17 protein-coding genes are annotated in these 19,767 nt (G+C 69.6%); 11 read left to right on the forward strand and 6 right to left on the reverse strand.

The window, feature by feature from the left end; translation table 11 throughout:
• Positions 1–22: 22 nt before the first annotated feature.
• From BLT25_RS16535 to BLT25_RS16550, 4 genes are read left to right on the forward strand one after another with little or no spacing between them, the layout of a single operon-like run.
• Positions 23–910, forward strand: coding sequence for a bifunctional methylenetetrahydrofolate dehydrogenase/methenyltetrahydrofolate cyclohydrolase (locus BLT25_RS16535; protein WP_091048077.1), 888 nt, complete (start codon positions 23–25; stop codon positions 908–910).
• On the forward strand, positions 907–1,764 hold the full coding sequence (folP, locus tag BLT25_RS16540; RefSeq protein WP_091048080.1) for a dihydropteroate synthase: 858 nt from the start codon (positions 907–909) through the stop codon (positions 1,762–1,764). The genes BLT25_RS16535 and folP overlap by 4 nt, the downstream gene beginning before the upstream one ends.
• Positions 1,761–2,615 carry a methylenetetrahydrofolate reductase gene (locus BLT25_RS16545; protein ID WP_091048082.1) on the forward strand — a complete coding sequence of 285 codons (855 nt, stop codon included), beginning with the start codon at positions 1,761–1,763 and terminating at the stop codon, positions 2,613–2,615. Before folP ends, BLT25_RS16545 begins: the two co-directional genes overlap by 4 nt.
• A complete protein-coding gene (locus BLT25_RS16550) occupies positions 2,612–3,931 on the forward strand; it encodes a bifunctional folylpolyglutamate synthase/dihydrofolate synthase (protein WP_256328634.1) in 1,320 nt (439 codons plus the stop codon). Before BLT25_RS16545 ends, BLT25_RS16550 begins: the two co-directional genes overlap by 4 nt.
• 154 nt (positions 3,932–4,085) lie before the next feature.
• Here the strand turns inward: BLT25_RS16550 and fdhA are convergent, their stop codons facing one another.
• Positions 4,086–5,297 carry a formaldehyde dehydrogenase, glutathione-independent gene (gene fdhA / locus BLT25_RS16555; RefSeq protein WP_091048085.1) on the reverse strand — a complete coding sequence of 404 codons (1,212 nt, stop codon included), beginning with the start codon at positions 5,295–5,297 and terminating at the stop codon, positions 4,086–4,088.
• 239 nt (positions 5,298–5,536) lie between these two features.
• Between fdhA and BLT25_RS16560 the strand changes: the two genes are divergently transcribed.
• The 3 genes from BLT25_RS16560 to BLT25_RS16570 all read left to right on the forward strand — a co-directional run bounded on the left by BLT25_RS16560 (position 5,537) and on the right by BLT25_RS16570 (position 9,020).
• Entirely contained in the window at positions 5,537–6,319 is a 783-nt protein-coding gene (locus tag BLT25_RS16560) for an IclR family transcriptional regulator (protein WP_091048087.1), read from the forward strand.
• 265 nt (positions 6,320–6,584) lie between these two features.
• Positions 6,585–7,835, forward strand: a complete 1,251-nt coding sequence (locus BLT25_RS16565; RefSeq protein WP_091048089.1) for an aromatic ring-hydroxylating oxygenase subunit alpha — start codon at positions 6,585–6,587, stop codon at positions 7,833–7,835.
• Positions 7,836–7,853: 18 nt separating this feature from the next.
• Positions 7,854–9,020: an FAD-binding oxidoreductase gene (locus tag BLT25_RS16570; protein WP_091048091.1), complete on the forward strand. Its 1,167-nt coding sequence runs from the start codon at positions 7,854–7,856 to the stop codon at positions 9,018–9,020.
• 54 nt (positions 9,021–9,074) lie between these two features.
• On the opposite strand, the gene BLT25_RS16575 is transcribed toward BLT25_RS16570, so the two are convergent.
• The 3 genes from BLT25_RS16575 to BLT25_RS16585 form a co-directional block, all read right to left on the reverse strand.
• Positions 9,075–9,749, reverse strand: coding sequence for a GntR family transcriptional regulator (locus BLT25_RS16575; protein WP_091048826.1), 675 nt, complete (start codon positions 9,747–9,749; stop codon positions 9,075–9,077).
• 61 nt (positions 9,750–9,810) lie between these two features.
• Entirely contained in the window at positions 9,811–11,049 is a 1,239-nt protein-coding gene (locus BLT25_RS16580) for an anthranilate synthase component I family protein (protein WP_091048093.1), read from the reverse strand.
• Complete coding sequence (locus BLT25_RS16585) at positions 11,046–11,639, reverse strand: anthranilate synthase component II (RefSeq protein ID WP_091048095.1); 594 nt, start codon at positions 11,637–11,639, stop codon at positions 11,046–11,048. Before BLT25_RS16585 ends, BLT25_RS16580 begins: the two co-directional genes overlap by 4 nt.
• Before the next feature lie 56 nt (positions 11,640–11,695).
• On the opposite strand from BLT25_RS16585, the gene BLT25_RS16590 reads away from it, so the two are divergent.
• The 4 genes from BLT25_RS16590 to BLT25_RS16605 all read left to right on the forward strand — a co-directional run bounded on the left by BLT25_RS16590 (position 11,696) and on the right by BLT25_RS16605 (position 17,867).
• The gene (locus BLT25_RS16590; RefSeq protein ID WP_091048097.1) at positions 11,696–12,214 is read left to right on the forward strand and encodes a RidA family protein; all 519 of its coding nucleotides are present in this window, start codon (positions 11,696–11,698) and stop codon (positions 12,212–12,214) included.
• Positions 12,215–12,396: 182 nt separating this feature from the next.
• A complete protein-coding gene (locus BLT25_RS16595) occupies positions 12,397–14,145 on the forward strand; it encodes a BCCT family transporter (RefSeq protein ID WP_091048100.1) in 1,749 nt (582 codons plus the stop codon).
• A gap of 29 nt (positions 14,146–14,174) precedes the next feature.
• Positions 14,175–16,484 (forward strand): FdhF/YdeP family oxidoreductase, encoded by a 2,310-nt coding sequence (locus BLT25_RS16600; RefSeq protein ID WP_091048829.1) that lies wholly within the window; start codon positions 14,175–14,177, stop codon positions 16,482–16,484.
• Between the two features lie 90 nt (positions 16,485–16,574).
• Positions 16,575–17,867, forward strand: coding sequence for a hemolysin family protein (locus BLT25_RS16605; RefSeq protein WP_091048102.1), 1,293 nt, complete (start codon positions 16,575–16,577; stop codon positions 17,865–17,867).
• Here BLT25_RS16605 and BLT25_RS16610 read toward each other — a convergent pair.
• Positions 17,818–18,792 (reverse strand): 2-hydroxyacid dehydrogenase, encoded by a 975-nt coding sequence (locus BLT25_RS16610; RefSeq protein WP_091048104.1) that lies wholly within the window; start codon positions 18,790–18,792, stop codon positions 17,818–17,820. The genes BLT25_RS16605 and BLT25_RS16610 overlap by 50 nt on opposite strands.
• Before the next feature lie 25 nt (positions 18,793–18,817).
• On the reverse strand, positions 18,818–19,732 hold the full coding sequence (gene kdgD / locus BLT25_RS16615) for a 5-dehydro-4-deoxyglucarate dehydratase (RefSeq protein WP_091048106.1): 915 nt from the start codon (positions 19,730–19,732) through the stop codon (positions 18,818–18,820).
• Between the last annotated feature and the right edge of the window lie 35 nt (positions 19,733–19,767).

Below are 19,767 nucleotides of genomic sequence, written 5' to 3' on the forward strand. Positions count from 1 at the left end.
GTCCCGCGAGAAGGAGAAGTGGATGACCACCACCGCAGCAAGGATCGACGGCAAGCGCGTCGCCGCTGATCTGAAGGCCGGGCTCGCCGTGCGGGTGAAGGCACTGCACGAGGCCGGGATCGACCCCGGTCTCGGCACCATCCTCGTCGGCGCCGACCCCGGCTCCCACTCCTACGTCGCGGGCAAGCACCGCGACTGTGCGGAGGTCGGCATCGCCTCGATCCGGATCGAGCTCCCCGCCAGTGCCTCGCAGGCCGAGATCGAGGCCGCGGTGCGGCAGCTCAACGACGACCCGGCCTGCACCGGCTTCATCGTCCAGCTGCCGCTGCCGCCCCATGTCGACACCCACCGGGTCCTGGAGCTCATCGACCCGGACAAGGACGCCGACGGTCTCCACCCCACCAACCTCGGCAAGCTCGTGCTCGGCACCCCGGCGCCGCTGCCGTGCACGCCGCGCGGGATCATCGAGCTGCTGCGGCAGCACGACGTGCCGATCACCGGCCAGCGGTTCTGCATCATCGGCTGCGGCCTGACCGTGGGCAGGCCGCTCGGGCTCATGCTCACCCGTCCCACCGAGCACGCCACCGTCACGCTGTGCAATATCGAGACCCGTGACGTCGCCGCCCACGCCCGGGCCTCGGACGTCATCGTCGCCGCGGCGGGCGTCGCCCACCTGGTCAAGCCCGACTGGGTCAGCCCGGGGGCCACCGTCCTCTCCGTCGGCATCACCCGCACCATCGAGGGCATCCTCGGCGACGTCGACCCGAACGTGGACGTCGTCGCTGGGAAGATGACCGGTGCCACCGGTGGCGTCGGACCGATGACCCGCGCCATGCTGCTGACCAACATCGTCGAGATCGCCGAACAGCAGCTGGCTGCCAGGGAGGCGACCGCCGGGGCGCTGACATGACCGCTCGTTGCCAGGTGATGGGCATCATCAACGTCACCCCCGACTCCTTCTCCGACGGCGGCAGGTTCCTCGAGGTCGATGCCGCGGTACGCCGGGGGTTCGAGCTCATGCGTGACGGCGCCGACCTCCTCGACGTCGGCGGCGAGTCCACCCGCCCCGGCGCCCAGCGGGTCAGCGAGGCCGACGAGCTCGCCCGCGTGGTCCCGGTGGTCGAGGCACTGTCCCGGGGCGGCTTCCCGGTCTCGGTCGACACCATGCGCGCCTCGGTCGCCCAGCGCGCCGTCGAGGCCGGTGCCGTCATCGTCAACGACGTCTCCGGCGGCCTCGCCGACCCCGGGATGCTGCCGTTCCTCGCCGAGGCGGACGTCACCTGCGTACTCATGCACTGGCGGGCGCACTCCACCCGGATGGACGACTACTGCTTCTACGACTCGGTCGTCGACGACGTCTGCACCGAGCTGCGTGACCGGGTCGACTCCGCGCTCGCCGCAGGCGTACGCCCCGAGCGCATCATCCTCGATCCCGGCCTGGGATTCGCGAAGACCGCCGCCCAGTCCTGGGAGCTGCTCTCGGCGCTCCCGGCGCTGCACGGTCTCGGATTCCCGCTCCTCGTCGGAGCCTCCCGCAAGCGGTTCCTCGCCGAGGCGGCGGCGTACGGAAGGCGTGAGTCGGACGTCCCGGCCGACCGGGACGAGGCATCGGACGCGGTGGCGGCCATCGCCGCGGCGGAAGGCGCCTGGGGCGTACGCGTCCACTCGGTCTCCGGCGCCGCGGCCGCCTCCCGGGTGGCAGCGCGCCTGCGTGGACCGACGGTGGCGGTGGATCTGGTCGGCGCCCGGGCAGCGAAGCGATGAGCCGTCGCTCCGATGCCGCGGTCGTACGTCGCCTGCTGCTCGCGGCTCGCTACGAGGTCCTGCCCACCGCGAGGATCGAGGAGGTCGTCACCACCTCCCTCCCCGTAGGCCGGACCGTCACCGTGACCGCCTCCCCGGCCAAGGGCCTGGAGGCGACCGTGGACCTGTCGATCCGGCTCGCGGAGCACGGCTACGACGTCGTGCCTCACCTCGCCGCGCGGATGGTCTCGAGCCGGGCCGAGCTCGCCGAGATCACCGCTCGGCTCAAGGCGGCCGGCATCGGGAAGATCTTCGTGCCGGCAGGTGACGCGGAGCGACCGGGTGAGTTCCCCGGCGCGCTGGAGCTCCTCGAGGCGCTCGTCGACCTCGGTGACCCGTTCGGCCACGTCGGGGTCGCCGGCTACCCGGAGGACCATCCGACGATCATCCACGACCGCCTGGTCCAGGCGATGTGGGACAAGCGCCACCACGCGACCGAGATCGTCAGCAACCTCACCTTCGACCCCGCCGCCCTCACCGACTGGGTACGCCGCGTGCGCGCCCGAGGCGTCACGACCCCGATCCTCGTCGGGCTGCCGGGCCCGGTCGAGCGCGCCAAGCTCCTCACCATGGCGACCAAGATCGGGGTGGGGGAGTCGACGAGGTTCCTCGCCAAGAACACGGGCATGTTCGCGCGGATCGCCGCGCCCGGTGGGTTCTCGCCGGAGCGGTTCCTCACCCGGGCGGCCCCGGACCTGGACGGGCCGGAGGCCGTGGTATCCGGCCTGCATCTGTTCACCTTCAACCAGGTCGTCGAGACCGAGGCCTGGCGCCGCGACCTGCTGACCCGACTGGGCGGAGACCCACAGTGACGACCATCGACTTCGACCTCGACGTCGCCGAGGTGGAGCAGCGGCTCCTCGCCCGCTGGCCCGAGACCAGGATCGCCCCGTCCCTGGAGCGCATCCGGGCGGTGACGGATGCGCTCGGCCGGCCGCAGCACGGCTACCGGTCGATCCACATCACCGGGACCAACGGCAAGACGAGCACCGCTCGGATGGTGGAGGCGATCCTGCTCGAGCTGGGCTCGAGCGTCGGCAGGTTCACCAGTCCTCATCTGGCCGACATCCGGGAGCGGATCAGCATCGGCGGCCGGCCGATCTCGCCCGACGGCTTCCTCCGGGCCTACCGGGACGTCGCACCGGCGGCCGAGGCCGTGGACCGGGAGAGTCCCACGCCGCTGTCGTTCTTCGAGATGACCGTCGCCATGGCCTACCGGGCTTTCTCGACCGCCGGCATCGACGTGGCGGCGGTCGAGGTCGGCATGGGCGGGATGTGGGACGCGACCAACGTCATCGACGCCCCGGTCGCCGCGATCCTCCCCATCGGCCTCGACCACGTCGACCAGCTGGGCCCGACCAGGCTCGACATCGCCGCGGAGAAGGCCGGGATCATCAAGCCCGGAGCGCTGGCCGTGACGGCCAGGCAGACCCCCGAGGTGGAGCAGCTCCTGCGGGCGCACGCCGACGCGCATCTCGCCAGGCTCCTGGTCGCGGGGCGCGACTTCGGGCTGGGCGGCCGGCGAGCGTCCGGCGCGGGCCAGATCATCTCGGTGAACGGCCTCGCGGGTCACTACCCCGAGGTGCCGCTGTCCCTGCACGGCCGGCATCAGGCGCACAACGCCGTGCTCGCCGTCGCGAGCGTCGAGGCCCTCCTGGAAGAGGCGATCCCGCTGGACGTACTGCGTCGGGCGCTGGGTTCGGCCCGGTCGCCGGGCCGGCTGGAGGTGCTGCCCGGAACCACCGCCGTGATCCTCGACGCCGCCCACAACCCCGACGGCGCCCGGGCCCTGGCGGCCGGCCTCTCCGACCTCGGCCCGCGTCCGACCGTCGCCGTGCTCGCCGCGATGGGCGACAAGGACCTCGCCGGCATGCTCGCCGCGCTCGAGCCCGTCGTGACCACGATGATCTGCACCCGGAACAGCAGCCCGCGGTCGCTGTCGTCCCGGGAGACCGCCGCCGCTGCGCGAGCGGTCCTCGGTGCGGACCGCGTCGTGGAGGTCGGCGACCTCGCCGACGCGCTCGTCGAGGCGACCGCGGCGGCCTCGACCCTCTCCACGGAGGCCCAGGTGCTGGTCACCGGCTCCGTCGTCACCGTGGGGGAGGCCCGCCGCCTGCTGGGCCTGTGACCGGCGGCTCGACCACGGCTGGTCGAGCCGCCGGAGCCGCTATGCGAAGGCGTGTCGAGACCAAGACAGTCCCCTCGGCGCTCGGGTCGGCTGTGTTGGTCTCGAGCCGGAGTCGCTCGTTCCTCACGACTCCGGCTCGACCGGCGAGTGCGGCTCAGCGCACCATGCCGTGCGGGTCGATGACGTACTTGGTCGCCGCACCCTTGTCGAACGCGGCGTAGCTCTCCGGAGCCTCGTCGAGGCTGATCGCCTTGGCGTTGACGGCGTCGGCGATGTGGGCCTTGTCGGCGAGGATCAGGTTCATCAGCTGGCGGTTGTACTGCTTGACCGGGCACTGACCGGTCACGAAGGTGTGCGACTTGGCCCAGCCGAGGCCGAGTCGCACACCGATCTGCCCCTGCTTGGCGGCGTCGTCGACGGCGCCCGGGTCGCCGGTGACGTACAGGCCGGGGATGCCGAGGGAGGCGCCCGCACGCGCGACGTCCATGATGTCGTTGAGGACGGTCGCAGGCTGCTCGGCGGCGTCGCGGCCGTGGCCACGGGCCTCGAACCCGACCGCGTCGATCGCCGCATCCACCTCCGGCTCGCCGAGGATGTCCGCGATGATGTCGGCCAGCGAGTCACCGGAGGACAGGTCCGCGGTCTCGCAGCCGAAGCTCGCGGCCTGCTTCAGCCGGTCCGCGTTCATGTCGCCGACGATGACGGTCGCGGCCCCGAGCAGCTGGGCCGAGTACGCCGCGGCGAGCCCGACCGGGCCCGCACCCGCCACGTAGACGGTGGACCCGGTGGTGACCCCCGCGGTGTAGGCGCCGTGGTAGCCGGTCGGGAAGATGTCGGAGAGCATCGTCAGGTCGAGGATCTTCTCCAGGGCCTGGTCCCGGTCGGGGAACTTCAGCAGGTTGAAGTCGGCGAACGGCACCATGACGTACTCCGCCTGGCCACCGATCCAGCCGCCCATGTCGACGTAGCCGTACGCCGCGCCGGCCCGTGCCGGGTTCACGTTGAGGCAGATGCCGGTCTTGCCCTCGTTGCACATGCGACAACGGCCGCAGGCGATGTTGAACGGGACCGAGCAGATGTCTCCGATCTCGTGGAAGAGGACGTCGTCGCCGATCTCGACGATCTCACCGGTGATCTCGTGACCGAGCGTCTGACCCACGGGTGCGGTCGTCCGGCCACGGACCATGTGCTGGTCGCTGCCGCAGATGTTGCTGGTCACGAGCTTGAGGATCACCGCGTGCGGCGCGGCGCGCTTGATGCCCAGGCCGCTGACGACGTCCTGGGGGAGCTCCAGCTTCGGGTACTCGATGGACTCGACGGCCACCTCGCCCGGCCCCTTGTAGACGACGACTCTGTTGTCTGCCATGGCGTCTCTTCTTCCTGCCCCCGGATGGGGGCGTCCGGCGTGATCAGGTTGCAGGGATGTTTCTCATAGCGAAACAAGAGCGCTATATGAAACAAACTAGACCGTCGACGGTGCCCGCATCAAGACCCTGGTCCGACTGATTTCAGGCCCTGTGCCGCGGTGCCTGGTTGCGCATGCCGCGCCGGACCGGCGGTAGGCGGCGGCGAGGAGAATCTGCGTGGGAGGCATACTGTTTCAGCATGAGCAACACGAGCGAAACACGGAGCACGACCGTTCACTCGGTCGACCGGGCCATCTCCATCCTCCAGGTGCTCGCCCGTCGGGGGGCTGTCGGCGTCACGCCGATCTCCGAGGAGCTGGGGGTGCACAAGTCCACGGTCTTCCGGTTGCTGGCGACGCTCGAGGCTCGTGGGCTGGTGGAGCAGAACAGCAGTCGCGGGCACTATCAGCTCGGCTATGGCGTCATCCAGCTGGCTGCGGGCGCGACCCGCAAGCACGACATCTCGGTCACGAGCCGGCCGATCTGCATGGCGCTGGCCGATGCGGTCGGCGAGACGGTCAACATCGTCATCAACGACGGCGAGGAGGCCATCACCATCGACCAGGTGATCGGGAGTGCCGAGATCACCTCGGTGAACTGGGTCGGTCAGCGGAGCCCCTTGCACACGACCGCGTCCGGCAAGGTCTTCCTGGCGAACATGCCGCCCGAGGACCGTCGGCGGATCCTGGAGGGTGGCCTGGAGTCCTACACCGAGGAGACGGTGGTCGACCCCGAGAAGCTCGAGGCGCAGCTCGCCGAGGTCCGCGAGCTGGGATATGCCTTCTCGGTCGACGAGCACGAGATCGGTCTGACGGGGGTGGCCGCGCCGATCCGTTCGCTGGGTGGCGGGGTGATCGCCGCCGTGGTGGCGTCGGGTCCGTCGTTCCGCATCACTGCCGAGAAGGCGCCCGAGCTGGCCGAGCACGTGCTCGCGGCGGCCGCGGCGATCTCCGAGCGGAACGGCTTCCCCAAGGCCGAGTGAACCGTGCCCGCCGAGGCGACGGCTCGGCACGTCGAGGGGCCCGCATGCCTGGTGCATGCGGGCCCCTCGCGTACGTCGTGACGCGGATGTAAATCCTCTGAGGGAATCCAGAGGACCCGTTGACAGCGTCTCGATGTGCACGCCAGAATCGTGTTGCGTTCTGCGCAGCAGTTTTGCAGAGTGAAACAACCGCCGTCTGGCGGACCGCCGTATCTGAACCCGGAATCTGCCCGGTTTGAGCGTGGGAGACATCAACGTGACGCGAATGAGCATCGAAACGACGCCTGTGGATCTGGCGTCCCTGGCGGACAGGCGAGCAACCGGCTACAGCCTGGAGGCGCCCTTCTACACCAGCTCGGAGATCTACGACCAGGATCTCGACGTCATCTTCGGCCAGCACTGGATCTTCGCTGTCGCCGAGGCGGAGATCCCGGATCCCGGTGACTACGTCACCATCGATGTGGGCGCCCACTCGGTCATCGTCGTTCGCGACGACGACGAGAACGTCCGTGCCTTCCGGAACGTGTGCCGGCACCGCGGGTCGCGACTGCTCGAGTCGGCCTGCGGGTCGATCGGCAACATCGTGTGTCCCTACCACCAGTGGACCTACCGGGTCGACGGCAGCCTCATCTTCGCCGAGTCGCAGGCGGACACGTTCGAGTACGACAAGTTCGGGCTCAAGCCGGTCAACGTCCGTGCCGTCGGCGGGCTGGTCTTCCTCTGCCTCTCCGACGAGGCGCCGGCCGACTTCGACGAGGTCAGCGAGTTCCTCGAGCCCTACCTCAAGCCCTACTCGCTCGCCTCGGCGAAGGTCGCCCATCAGACCGACATCGTCGAGGAGGGCAACTGGAAGCTGGTGATGGAGAACAACCGGGAGTGTCACCACTGCGACGCCTCCCACCCGGAGCTGGTGACGGCGTACTTCCCGATCAGCCGCTACGAGGCCAAGAATGTCCCGCCGCGCATGCAGTCGACCTTCGAGCGCTACCAGGTGGCGCAGGCGGAGCTCGAGAAGGCACGCGACGCCATCGGCTTCCCCCACGAGGAGCGTTGCGAGCTCGAGGGCCGTACGACGGGGTTCCAGCTCTCCCACCTCCCGCTCGACGGCGCGGGCGCGTCGTTCGGTCCGGACGGGCAGCAGCTCTGCGCGAAGCTCATGGGTTCCATCGAGGACCCGCGGTTCGGCGACCTGTCGCTGCACATGCAGCCCAACTCGTGGTTCCACTTCCTCGGTGACCACGCCGTCGTCTTCTCGGTGATCCCGCTCGCCGTCGACCGGACGCTGGTGCGGACGACCTGGCTGGTGAACCCGGAGGCTGTCGAGGGCGTCGACTACTCGGTCGAGTCGCTCACCTCCGTGTGGCGTGCCACCAACGACCAGGACCGAGTCCTGGTCGAGGGCACGCAGCGAGGAGTGGCGGACCCGGGCTACGTCCCCGGACCCTACTCCGTCGTCGAGGGTGAGGTCGATGCCTTCATCACCTGGTACGTCCAACGCGTCCGAGCCAACGCCTAGCCGCAGGTCGGAGGAGACATGACGATCTTGGAGACCGACATCCCGGCGGTGTCGGAGCCGAACTCGTTCGGCCTGCAGAACGGCCGCCCGGCCCCCGTCCGCAGCAAGCGGATGCTGGAGCCCTGCTGGGCCGAGAGCGACGTGATGGACCTGGTGTGCAGCCAGGTTCTGGCCGTCACCCATGACGTGAAGACCTTCGTCTTCACGACCCCCGAGCGACGTCCCTTCGACTTCGAGGCCGGACAGTTCATCACCATCCGGGTCGAGATCGACGGCGAGCTGATGACTCGTTGCTACACGATCGCCTCACCGCCGACCAGGCCCGACCGACTGGCCATCACGGTCAAGCGGGTCCCCGACGGCGTCGTGTCGAACTGGCTCCACGACAACCTCGAGCCCGGGGCGTGGATCTCGATGCACGCCCCGGCGGGTGCCTTCGTCCTGCCGGAGGAGGACGCACCGAAGTACCTGTTCCTCTCGGCGGGAAGCGGTATCACCCCGGTGCTCTCGATGACGCGGACCTTGTACGACCTCGGGTCCGAGGCGGACATCGTCTTCGTCCACAGCGCGCGTACGCCGGCAGACATCATCTACCGCGGTGAGCTGGAGGCGATGGCACGCCTGATGCCCAACCTGCGGGTGGTGGAGATCTGTGAGGGCGATGCCCCGACCGAGCGCTGGATGGGGCTGCAGGGACGCATCTCCAAGCCGGTGCTCGAGATCCTGGCCCCTGACCTCGGCGAGCGGGAGACGTTCATCTGCGGTCCCGCGGGCTACATGGCCGCGGCGAAGTCGCTGCTCGAAGAGCTCGACTACGACATGGGGAGGTATCACGAGGAGAGCTTCGACTTCGGCGCTCCCGAGGTGCCCGCCCCGAGTGCCGCGCCGCCGATCGAGCAGGACTCCGAGGAGGAGGCCGCGGCCGGGTTCTCGGTCGAGTTCGCGCGCAGCGGGCGGATGATCACGTGCGGTCCGGACGAGACCATCCTGGAGGCGGCGATGGCCGCCGGTATGCGGCCGATGGCCGCCTGCGGTCAGGGCATGTGCGGGACCTGCAAGGTGTCGATGCTCTCCGGAGAGGTCGACATGAAGCACAACGGCGGCATCCGGCCCAAGGAGATCGCCAACCAGAAGGTCCTGATCTGCTGCTCCAAGCCTCTGGGTGACATCCAGCTGGACTGCTGAAGCGTACGCAGCATGGGTGGCTGTCAGGTCGTGGACCTGGCAGCCACCCGGGCGTCAGAGCACCTGACGGATCTCGCTCTCGAAGCCGCCGATGTGCGCGAGGGTGAGCTCCTCGGCCCGGTCGGCGTCGCCGTCGGCGACGGCGGTGAGGAGCTGGGCCTGCTCGACGACGTGGTGGGCCAGGTCGGGGAGCCGGTCGATCACCATCCACCAGATCCTGATGGCCAGGTTGTCGTACCTGATCAGGATGTCCTCCAGGTGGGCGTTGCCGCTCGAGCGGTAGATCAGCCCGTGCGCGGCCTTGTCGACCTGCATCAGCGAGGTGCGGTCTCCGTCGACGAGCTTGCCCTCGCCGATCTGGGCCGCGAGGGCGCGCATCTGCTCGCGTTGCTCAGCGGTCGCGCGCTCGGCGGCCGCGCGTGAGGCGTACGGCGCGAGCTGGCGGCGGATCTCGGCGATCGCGCTGAGCTCGGTCGCGTCGATCGTCGTCGCGAAGGTGCCGCGACGAGGGAAGGAGTGGACCAGGTGGTCGGCCTCGAGGCGCTTGATCGCTTCGCGGACGGGCGTGCGGCCCATGCCGATGGCCGCGGCGATCTGGCCGTCGTTGATCGGCGCCCCCGGCCGGATGTCGAGCATCACCAGGCGCTCGCGGATGTACTGGTAGGCCTGCTCGGCGAGTGAGCCGGCGGGGGGACTCGCCGTCGTTGCCAGGATCTCGTCAACCGTCATCGAGTCGTGCCCCACTTGTCTGTTCCGGCCTGAGCGCTTTTTACCATCTTAGACTGATACATCAGTGGCCGGGCAACGGCGTGCCGAACACCCGCAGCAGCCGCTCGGCCTTCCAGCCCGACTCGGCGTACTCGTCGTGCGCGGTCGAGTGGACGGTGATCCCGCCTCCCGTGCCGAGCTCCCAGGTGCCGTCGCCGGGGGTGGTGAGGCTTCTGATCACGACACCGAGATCCGCCCGGCCGTCGGGCGCGATCCATCCGAAGGCGCCCGAGTAGACGCCGCGCGGGCTCGTCTCGACGCTGCGGATGATCTCCATGGTCCGCAGCTTCGGCGCGCCGGTCATCGAGCCGGCGGGGAAGAGGGCGCGCAGGGCCTCGAGGCCGGTGACGCCGTCACGCAGCCGGCCGCGCACGGTCGTCACGAGCTGGTGGACCGATGCGTACGACTCGACCGCCATCAGTGAGGGGACCGTCACCGATCCGGGCTCGCACACCATCGCCAGATCGTTGCGGAGCAGGTCGACGATCATCAGGTTCTCGGCGCGGAACCTCGGGTTCGACGCCAGGTCCCGGCGCAGCTCGTCGTCCTCCTCGGGGCAGGTCGCGCGCGGGGTGGTGCCCTTGATCGGCCGGGTCTCGATCATCCGGTCCCGGTCGATCGTGGCGTACCGCTCGGGTGAAGAGCTGAGCAGCCGGACGTCGTGGTGCTGGATGAAGCCTGCGTAAGGGGCGGGGTTGAGCTCGCGCAGGCGCAGGTAGGCGAGGGCCGGGTCGACGTCGTCGCGCACCTGGACCCGGTGAGTCAGGTTCACCTCGTACGTGTTGCCGGCCCTCAGCGCTCGCTGCACCTGGTCGAAGGCTCGCGTGTAGGCGGCTGGGGTCTCGGCGACCGATCGCGTCGCTCGGTGTCGTACGGCGCCCGGGGCCGCCGACCGGTCGAAGCCCGTCGTGCGCCGGGTCCGCATCCAGACCGCGTCGGGCATCGCGGGGTCGTCCGTGCGGCTCTTCCGGGCCGGGAGGTCCGGGCGGCACGCGTAGCCGAAGAAGCCGACCCAGATCTCGTCCGGGGGCGTACGGGCGAGCTCGTCCTCGAGGACGGCGAAGATGTCGGTGCCGACCGGGCGGACCTCCTCACCGCGGTGTCGGAGGACCTCGCCGCGGGTGGCGTCGTAGGTGAGGGAGACGTCATCGTCGCGCAGTGCCCCCATGATCGAGCGCCGGGTGTTCCCGGGTCCGGCGTCCAGCCAGAAGCAGCGCGGGCGGGTGCTCGCCATCTCGACGAACCGCTCCTCGGTCCTCATGCCGTCGCCGCGAGGAAGTTCGCGACCAGTGCAGCTCCGTGCTCGCTCAGGATCGACTCGGGATGGAACTGCACGCCCAGGTGAGGCAGTGATCGGTGACGTACGGCCATCACCACCGGCTCGCCGTCGCCGGCTTCGGTCTCGGCGATGACCTCGAGCTCGGGCGGGATGCTCGTCGCGGCGAGCGAGTGATAGCGAACCGCCGAGAACGAGGACGGTACGCCGGTGAACAGCGGGTCGCCGCGATGCCGGACCCGCGCGACGTCGCCGTGCGCGGGCGGGATCCGGTCGACGCGCCCGCCGTAGGTGGTCACGACGCCCTGCATGCCGAGACACACGCCGAGCACCGGGACCGTCCCCGCGCGGAGAACCTCGCCGCCGACGGCGAAGTCGCCGGGGTTCGCCGGATGCCCGGGGCCGGGGGAGAGTACGACGTGGTCGAACCCGAGCACATGGGCCGCTGTCGTCGTGTCGTGCTGGACCACGGTCGGGAGCGCTCCGGTGACGCCGGCGATCAGGTGCACGAGGTTCCAGGTGTAGGAGTCGTGGTGGTCGACGACGACGATCCGCGGAAGGACGGTGTGGGTCACGGGCCACCTCCAGAAGACACTGTCGACAACTAGTATATCAGTGCTAGGGTCCCACCATGTCGGAGCGTGCGAACCGGGTGGTGCGGCTGCTGGGCCCACGGAGATCGAACACGGCCGTGCCGCCGCCGGCCGCGGTGCTGGCCGAGCTCGGCCTGCCTGTCGGTGAGGTCGTACCGCCGGTGACGGCCCATGTGCCGGCGGTTCGCGCGGGGGCGTTCGTCTTCACCTCGGGGCAGCTGCCGATCCGGGAGGGCGAGCTTCTCGCCACCGGCAGCGTCGGCGACACCCTCGGTGTCGCCGATGGCCAGGCCTGTGCGCAGTGGTGCGTGCTCAACGCGCTCGCCGCGATCAAGTCCGAGATCGGGGATCTCGCTCAGGTGAAGCGTGTCGTCAAGGTCGTGGTCTACGTCGCCTCGGGCGCGCTCTTCACCGATCAGGCCCTTGTCGCCAACGGTGCCTCGGAGCTCCTCGGCCGGCTGTTCGGCGACATCGGGCAGCACGCGCGCTCTGCGATCGGCGTCTCGGCGCTGCCGATGGATGCGCCGGTCGAGCTCGAGCTCGTCGTTGAGATCTGACCCTTGCCCGCGTGATGCATCACATATAAGGTAACTGGTATATCAGTGTCTGGCTGTGTAGCGCCCCACCGAAGTGCCGCCGCCCGGAGCCCTCTGTGGCACCGACAGATGCTGCTCATCCCAAGAGCCCTCGATCGGAGTGCGTCATGAGATCACCCACAGGTAGCGGAGACCTTTCGCCGGTGGCGTCGCCACGCCACAGGTCCGAGAGCCAGAACGGGAGCCCGACCCATCCGGCCCTCGACTGTCCTCCCGAGGAGACGGCCAAGAACACCGGGGGTCTCGATCGCGTCGTCTTCGGCGTGACCGCGGTCATCGCGGTCGGCTTCCTGGTCTGGGGATTCGTCAGCACGGATTCGCTGGCGTCGGTCTCGGGGAAGTCGCTGTCGTGGGTGATGGACAACCTCGGGTGGCTCTTCGTCACCGCCGCGTCGACCTTCGTCGGCTTCGTGCTGTGGCTGGCTTTCGGCAAGTTCGGCAACATCCCGCTCGGCCGGGACGGCGAGGAGCCCGAGTTCCGCACGGTCTCGTGGGTCACCATGATGTTCAGCGCCGGCATGGGGATCGGGCTGATCTTCTACGGCGTCAGCGAGCCGATCAGCCACTACATCGCACCTCCTCCGGGCTCGGTGGGTGACGGCCAGTCCGAGAAGATCCAGACGGCCATGGCCACGACCCTGTTCCACTGGGGGATCCACCCGTGGGCGATCTACGCCCTGGTCGGGCTCGCGATCGCCTACAGCGTCTTCCGCAAGGGGCGCGGCCTGCTGATCAGCTCGGTGTTCGAGCCGCTCCTCGGGCGGCACGCGCACGGCGCTGGCGGCAAGGTCATCGACATGCTCGCGATCTTCGCGACGCTCTTCGGGTCGGCCGCATCGCTGGGTCTCGGCGCCCTCCAGATCCGCAGCGGGCTCGAGATCGTCGGTGGGCTCGGTCAGACCGGCAACGGCATCCTGGTCGCGATCATCGCGGTGCTCACCGTCGCGTTCGTCTTCTCGGCGGTCTCGGGCGTGGCCAAGGGGATCCAGTGGCTCTCGAACATCAACATGGTGCTCGCCGTCGGGCTGGCCCTGTTCGTCTTCCTGGCCGGTCCCACGGTGTTCATCCTCAGCCTGGTCCCGACGACCGTCGGGTCCTACTTCCAAGACGTCGCGATGATGTCGGCGCGCACCTCGGCCGAGGGATCCGAGACCGCCTCCTGGCTGTCGAGCTGGACCGTCTTCTACTGGGCCTGGTGGCTCTCCTGGACCCCGTTCGTCGGCATGTTCATCGCCCGGATCTCGCGCGGGCGGACCATCCGCCAGTTCGTGATCGGGGTGCTGCTCGTACCGTCGCTGGTGAGCCTGGCCTGGTTCGCCATCTTCGGCGGAGCAGCCATCGACCTGCAGCTGAACGGGGTGGACATCGCCGGAGCGGGTGGCGTGGAGACCCAGCTGTTCACCACGCTGGAGTCCTTCCCGCTCGCGACGGTGGCGAGCGTGGTGGTCATGATCCTGGTCGCGCTCTTCTTCGTCTCGGGTGCCGACGCGGCCTCGATCGTCATGGCCACGCTCTCCGAGCGCGGCTCCATCGAGCCGGCGCGGCCGACCGTGATCTTCTGGGGTGTCGCCACCGGCGCGGTCGCCGCGGTCATGCTCCTGGTCGGCGGCTCCGACGCGTTGAGCGGGCTGCAGACCATCACCATCGTCGCCGCGGTCCCGTTCGTGTTGGTCATGGTCGCGCTGTGCGTCTCGCTGGTGAAGGACCTACGCGAAGACCCGCTCGTCGTACGTGCCCAGTACGCTTCCAAGGCCGTCGAGCAGGCCGTCGTCTACGGGGTCTCGGAGCACGGTGACGACTTCGTCATCAGGGTCTCCCGCGATCCCGACGCGCCCGCCGATGAGTCGGCGGACGAGGACGAGGACGAGGAGCTGCCCAGGTCGGCCAGCTAGTACGAGTCGCGCGAAAGGGAACAGGTGTGGTGAAGCGAGACGCGAACGGCGCGTACTCCGTGGAGGAACCGGTGGAGGCGCTCAGCGTCACCGAGCCGAAGACCTGGGCCGCCGGTGTACCGGCAGTCCGGAAGGCGATGGAGTACGCGCTGACGCAGACGTCGGTGCGGCGTACGGCGCTGACACTGCTGAACCTCAACCAGGCCGACGGGATGGACTGCCCGGGGTGTGCCTGGCCGGAGCCGGGTCACCGGCACAAGAACGAGTACTGCGAGAACGGCGCGAAGCACATCGCCGACGAGGCGACCACGCGTCGGGTGACGCGGGAGTTCTTCGCGCAGCACTCGGTCGCCGAGCTCGACGGGAAGTCGGACTACTGGCTCAACCAGCAGGGCCGGCTGACCGAGCCGATGGTCAAGCGGCCGGGTGCCACCCACTACGAGCCGATCAGCTGGGAGGACGCGTTCGAGACCATCGGTCGTGAGCTCAACGGCCTGGACTCTCCCGACGAGTCGATGTTCTACGTCTCGGGCAGGCTCAACAACGAGGCCGCGTTCCTGCTGCAGCTCTTCGCTCGCGCGTACGGCACCAACAACCTTCCCGACTGCTCGAACATGTGTCACGAGTCGAGCGGCTCGGCGCTCAACGAGACGCTGGGGATCGGCAAGGGCAGCGTCCAGCTCGAGGACATCTACAACGCGGACCTGGTGTTCGTGGTCGGCCAGAACCCGGGCACGAACCACCCGCGGATGCTGTCGGCGCTGGAGGAGACGAAGCAGCGCGGCGGCAGGGTGATCGCGGTCAACACGCTGCCCGAGGCGGGACTGATGCGGTTCAAGAACCCGCAGAAGGCCCGGGGCGTGGTGGGCCGCGGCACCCAGATCGCGGACCAGTTCCTGCAGATCAGGCCCGGCGGTGACCTGGCGCTGTTCCAGATGCTCAACCGGCGTCTGCTCGAGTCCGACCGGGACGCGGGTGGCGGTGTCCTGGACTGGGAGTACATCGCGGAGTACACGACCGGCTTCTACGCCTTCGCCGAGCAGGCCCGCGCGATCACCTGGGAGACGGCGCTCGAGGCGACCGGCCTGACCCGCGAGGAGATCGAGGCGGTCCACGAGCAGGTGCTGGCCAGCCGTTCGGTCATCGTCTGCTGGGCGATGGGACTGACCCAGCACAAGCACGGGGTGCCGACGATCCGAGAGGTCGTCAACTTCCTCATGCTGCGGGGCAACATCGGCAAGCCCGGGGCGGGGGTGTGCCCGGTCCGCGGCCACTCCAACGTGCAGGGCGACCGGACGATGGGCATCTGGGAGAAGATGCCCGACTCCTTCCTCGACGCGCTCGGTGCCGAGTTCGGGTTCGAGCCGCCGCGAAAGCACGGGTACGACTCGGTCGACGGTGTCCGGGCGATGCGGGACGGGAGGGCGAAGGTCTTCGTGGGCGTCGCCGGCAACTTCGTCCGGGCGATCTCGGACAGCGATGTCGCCGAGGCCGCGCTGCGGAACTGCCGGCTGACGGTGCAGGTCTCCACCAAGCTCAACCGCTCCCACACGGTGGTCGGGGATACCGCGCTGATCCTGCCCACGCTGGGCCGCAGCGACGTCGACGTCCAGGCGAGCGGCGAGCAGTTCGTCACCGTCGAGGACTCGATGAGCTCGGTGCACGCCACCCGCGGCAAGCTCCCACCTGCATCGCCGGACCTGCTCAGCGAGGTCGCGATCGTCTCCCGCCTCGCACAGGCCACGATCGGTGACCGCCACCGCATCCGGTGGGCCGACTTCGAGGCGGACTATGGCCGGGTCCGTGACCGGATCGCCCGGGTGGTGCCGGGGTTCGAGGACTTCAACGAGCGGATCAAGGAGCCGACCGGGTTCGTCCTGCCCAACCCGGTCAACTCCGGCGTCTACCGCACCCCGAGCGGCAAGGCCGTCTTCACCCGCAACGACCTGACCTGGCTGGAGGCCCCGCCGGGTCACCTGATCCTGCAGACGCTGCGCTCCCACGACCAGTGGAACACCATCCCGTACGCCATGGACGACCGCTACCGCGGCATCCACCACGCCCGTCGCATCGTGATGGTCAACCCGGCCGACATCGACGAGCTGGGGCTGGCCGACGGCGACCGCGTCGACATCATCGGCGTCTGGGAGGACGGCGTCGAGCGGCGCGCGCCCGGGTTCACCCTGGTCGCCTACCCGGCGAGCCGTGGGTCGGCCGCTGCATACTATCCGGAGACCAACGTCCTGGTTCCGCTCGACAGCGTCGCCGAGGGCAGCAACACCCCGACGTCGAAGGGGGTCGTGGTTCGCCTGGCGGTCGCCGGAGCGAAGTCGGACTGACGCGGTCTCTGGCTGTAGATTCGTACCTGTGAAGAGGCCTCGAAGTTCCAACCGCCCACCCTGGATCGCAATGAAGGGTGGGCGGGCCTGATGGACAGCCAGACATTCCTCAGCATGGGACTGGTGCTGGTCTTCGTGCTGGTCGGCGGCGTCTTCGCCGCGACCGAGCTGGCGTTGGTGTCGTTGCGGGAGAGCCAGCTGGCCGCGATGGAGCGGCAGGGGCCTCGCGGTGCGCGGGTGGCGGAGGTCGCCCGCGACCCCAACCGCTTCCTGGCCGCGGTGCAGATCGGTGTGACCGTCGCGGGGTTCCTCTCCGCGGCCTACGGCGGGTCGACGATCGCTCCTGACGTGGCGCCCTACCTCGAGCGCCTCGGGATGGGGGAGGCGCTCGCCGAGACTACGGCGCTGATCGTGCTGACCCTGTTCATCGCCTACCTCTCGCTGGTGCTCGGTGAGCTGGTGCCCAAGCGGCTGGCGCTGCAGAAGTCCGCCGGCATCTCCTTGGCCGTCGCGCCCGTGCTGGACAGGTTCGCCAGCGTGATGCGACCGGTGATCTGGCTGCTCTCGGTCTCCACCGATGCCGTCGTACGCCTGCTCGGCGGCGACCCGAAGGCCTCGGCCGAGCAGGTCTCGGAGGAGGAGCTGCGCCAGATGGTCTCCACCAACCAGGACCTCGAGGAAGAGGAGCGCCGGATCCTCCGCGACGTCTTCGCCACCACCGAGACGACGCTGAAGGAGGTGATGCGCCCGCGTGGCGACGTCACCTTCATGCCTGCCTCGATGCCGCTTCCCGCGGCCGCGGAGAAGGTGCGCGACCTGCCCTACTCCCGCTACCCGGTGACCGGCGCGGGTTTCGACGACATCCTCGGTTTCCTGCACGTACGCGACCTGCTCGGTGTCACCTCGACCGACGAGCGCACGATCCGCGACGTCGCTCGTCCGGTGCTCGCCCTGCCGGGGAGCAAGCGGGTGATCCCGTCGGTCGCCACGATGCGCGAGGGCGGCACCCACCTGGCGATGGTCGTGGACGAGTACGGCGGCACCGACGGCATCGTGACCCTCGAGGACCTCGTCGAGGAGATGATCGGCGACATCCGCGACGAGTACGACCACGGCGAGGCCCGCATCCGCGACCACGGCGACCTGTCCCGGATCGACGGCGCGATGACGATCGAGGACTTCGCGGACACCACCGGCATCGAGCTCGAGGACGGCGGCTACGAGACCGTCGCCGGCTATCTCATCTCGCGGCTCGGCCACATCCCGCAGGTCGGGGAGGTGCTGGTCCTTCCGGGCGGCACCCTCGAGGTGGCCGCCCGGAACGGCAACCGGGTCACCGAGATCGCGCTGCGCCCCGAGGACCGACCTCCGGCACCGGAGTGAGGACCGTGCCGTCGGCGAGCCAGCGGTCCAGGTTGTCGAGGGTCAGCTGCTCCATGGCGGCACGGGTCTCGACGGTGCCGCTGGCCAGGTGGGGGAGGAGGACCACGTTGTCGAGGTCCATCAGCTCGGCGGGGACCGTGGGCTCCTCGGCGTAGACGTCGAGCCCGGCACCGGCGAGGCCGCCCTCGAGCAGCAGCTCGACCAGCGCCTCCTGGTCCACGACGGAGCCACGCGCGATGTTGATCAGGTAGCCGTCGGGTCCCAGCGCCTCGAGCACCTTGCGGTCGACGAGGTGCTGCGTACCGCTGCCGCCGGAGGTGGCGAGGACCAGGATGTCGACGTCGGCGGCGAGCTGTGCGGGGGAGGCGGCATAGGTGTAGGGGGAGCCGGGGACCTCGCTGCGGGAGTGGTAGGAGATCGGGCAGCCGAACGCCTCGAAGCGGGTCGCGATCGCCTGGCCGATCCGGCCCAGGCCCAGGATGCCGACCCGCTTGCCGGACACCTTGCGGGTCAGGGGGTAGGTGACGACCTCGGGCCAGTCGCCGCGGCGTACGAACCGGTCGGCGGCGCTGAGGCCGCGCAGGGTGTCGATGGCGAGGCCGAGTGCGGTGTCGGCGACGCAGTCGGTCAGCACGTCAGGGGTGTTCGAGACCAGCACCCCACGCGCGGCGGCGCCCTCGACGTCGGTGGTGTCGTAGCCGACGCCGAAGTTGATGACGGCGCCGAGCGCGGGCAGCTGCGCCATCAGCTCCGCCGGTACGCCGGTGCGGCCGGTGGTCACCACGGCACCGATCGAGGGGCCGTGCTCGGCGAGGAACGCGGCCCGGGTGTCGTCGGCCGGCAGGACCAGGGAGTCGTAGCGGTCGGTGAGGGTCGCGGCCAGCGACGGCTTGAGCGGTCCTACCTGGAGGATGCGGCGGGTCACGGTTCTCCTGTCGTTCGGGTGGCCGTCAGATGACGGTCTTGACGAGGGCGGTCAGCTCCGCCAGCTCCGGCTCGGTGAGGTCGGTCAGCGGGGGACGTACGGGGCCTGCCGGACGGCCGGCCGCGGTGAGCCCGGCCTTGACGATCGAGACGCCGTAGCCGGCCCCGCGGTCGCGGATCGCGATGTAGGGGACGACGAAGTCGCGGAGCCGGGCGAGCACCTCGTCGCGGTCGCGGTTGCGTACGGCGTCGTAGAACTCGACCGCCCACTGCGGCGCGAAGTTGAAGATCGCCGAGGAGTACGTGCTGACGCCGAGCTCCAGATAGGGGAGGGCGTACGTCTCGGCGGTGGGTAGACCGCCGACGTAGAGCAGGCGGTCGCCGAGGCGGGCGTTGAGCGTGGCCAGCAGGTCGATGTCACACACGCCGTCCTTGAAGCCGATGAGGTTGGGGAACTCCTCGGCGAGACGGACGACGGTGTCGGCGTCGTAGCGGGCGTTGGCACGGTGGTAGACGATCACGCCGAGCGAGGTGGCGGAGCAGACGCGGGCGACGTGCTCGTACAGGCCGCGACCGGGCAGCTCGGTGAGGTAGGGCGGCAGCAGCAGGATGCCGTCGGCGCCATCGGCCTCGGCGCGCTGCGCCATCGCGACGGCCTGGGAGGTGCCGTAGCCGGCCGCGCCCATCACCGGGGTGCCGTCACCGACCTCCTCGACCGTGGCCCGCAGGACCCGGGACACCTCGTCGTGGGTGAGCGAGAAGAACTCGCCTGTGCCGCCGGCGGCGAAGAGGCCGGCGACCTCGAAGCCGTCGAGGTGCTGCAGGTGCGCGCGGTAGCCGTCCTCGTCGAAGGCGTAGTCGGCGGTCGCGTGCGTCACCGGGAATGACAGCAGGCCGGCGCCGAGGGCGTCACGAAGCTCGGTGGGGGAGTAGCGGCCCATGGGGTCTCCTCAGGGGTTTCGACGACGTCGGAGAT

The sequence above is a fragment of the Nocardioides sp. YR527 genome, from assembly GCF_900101045.1.
Classification (GTDB): Bacteria; Actinomycetota; Actinomycetes; order Propionibacteriales; family Nocardioidaceae; genus Nocardioides.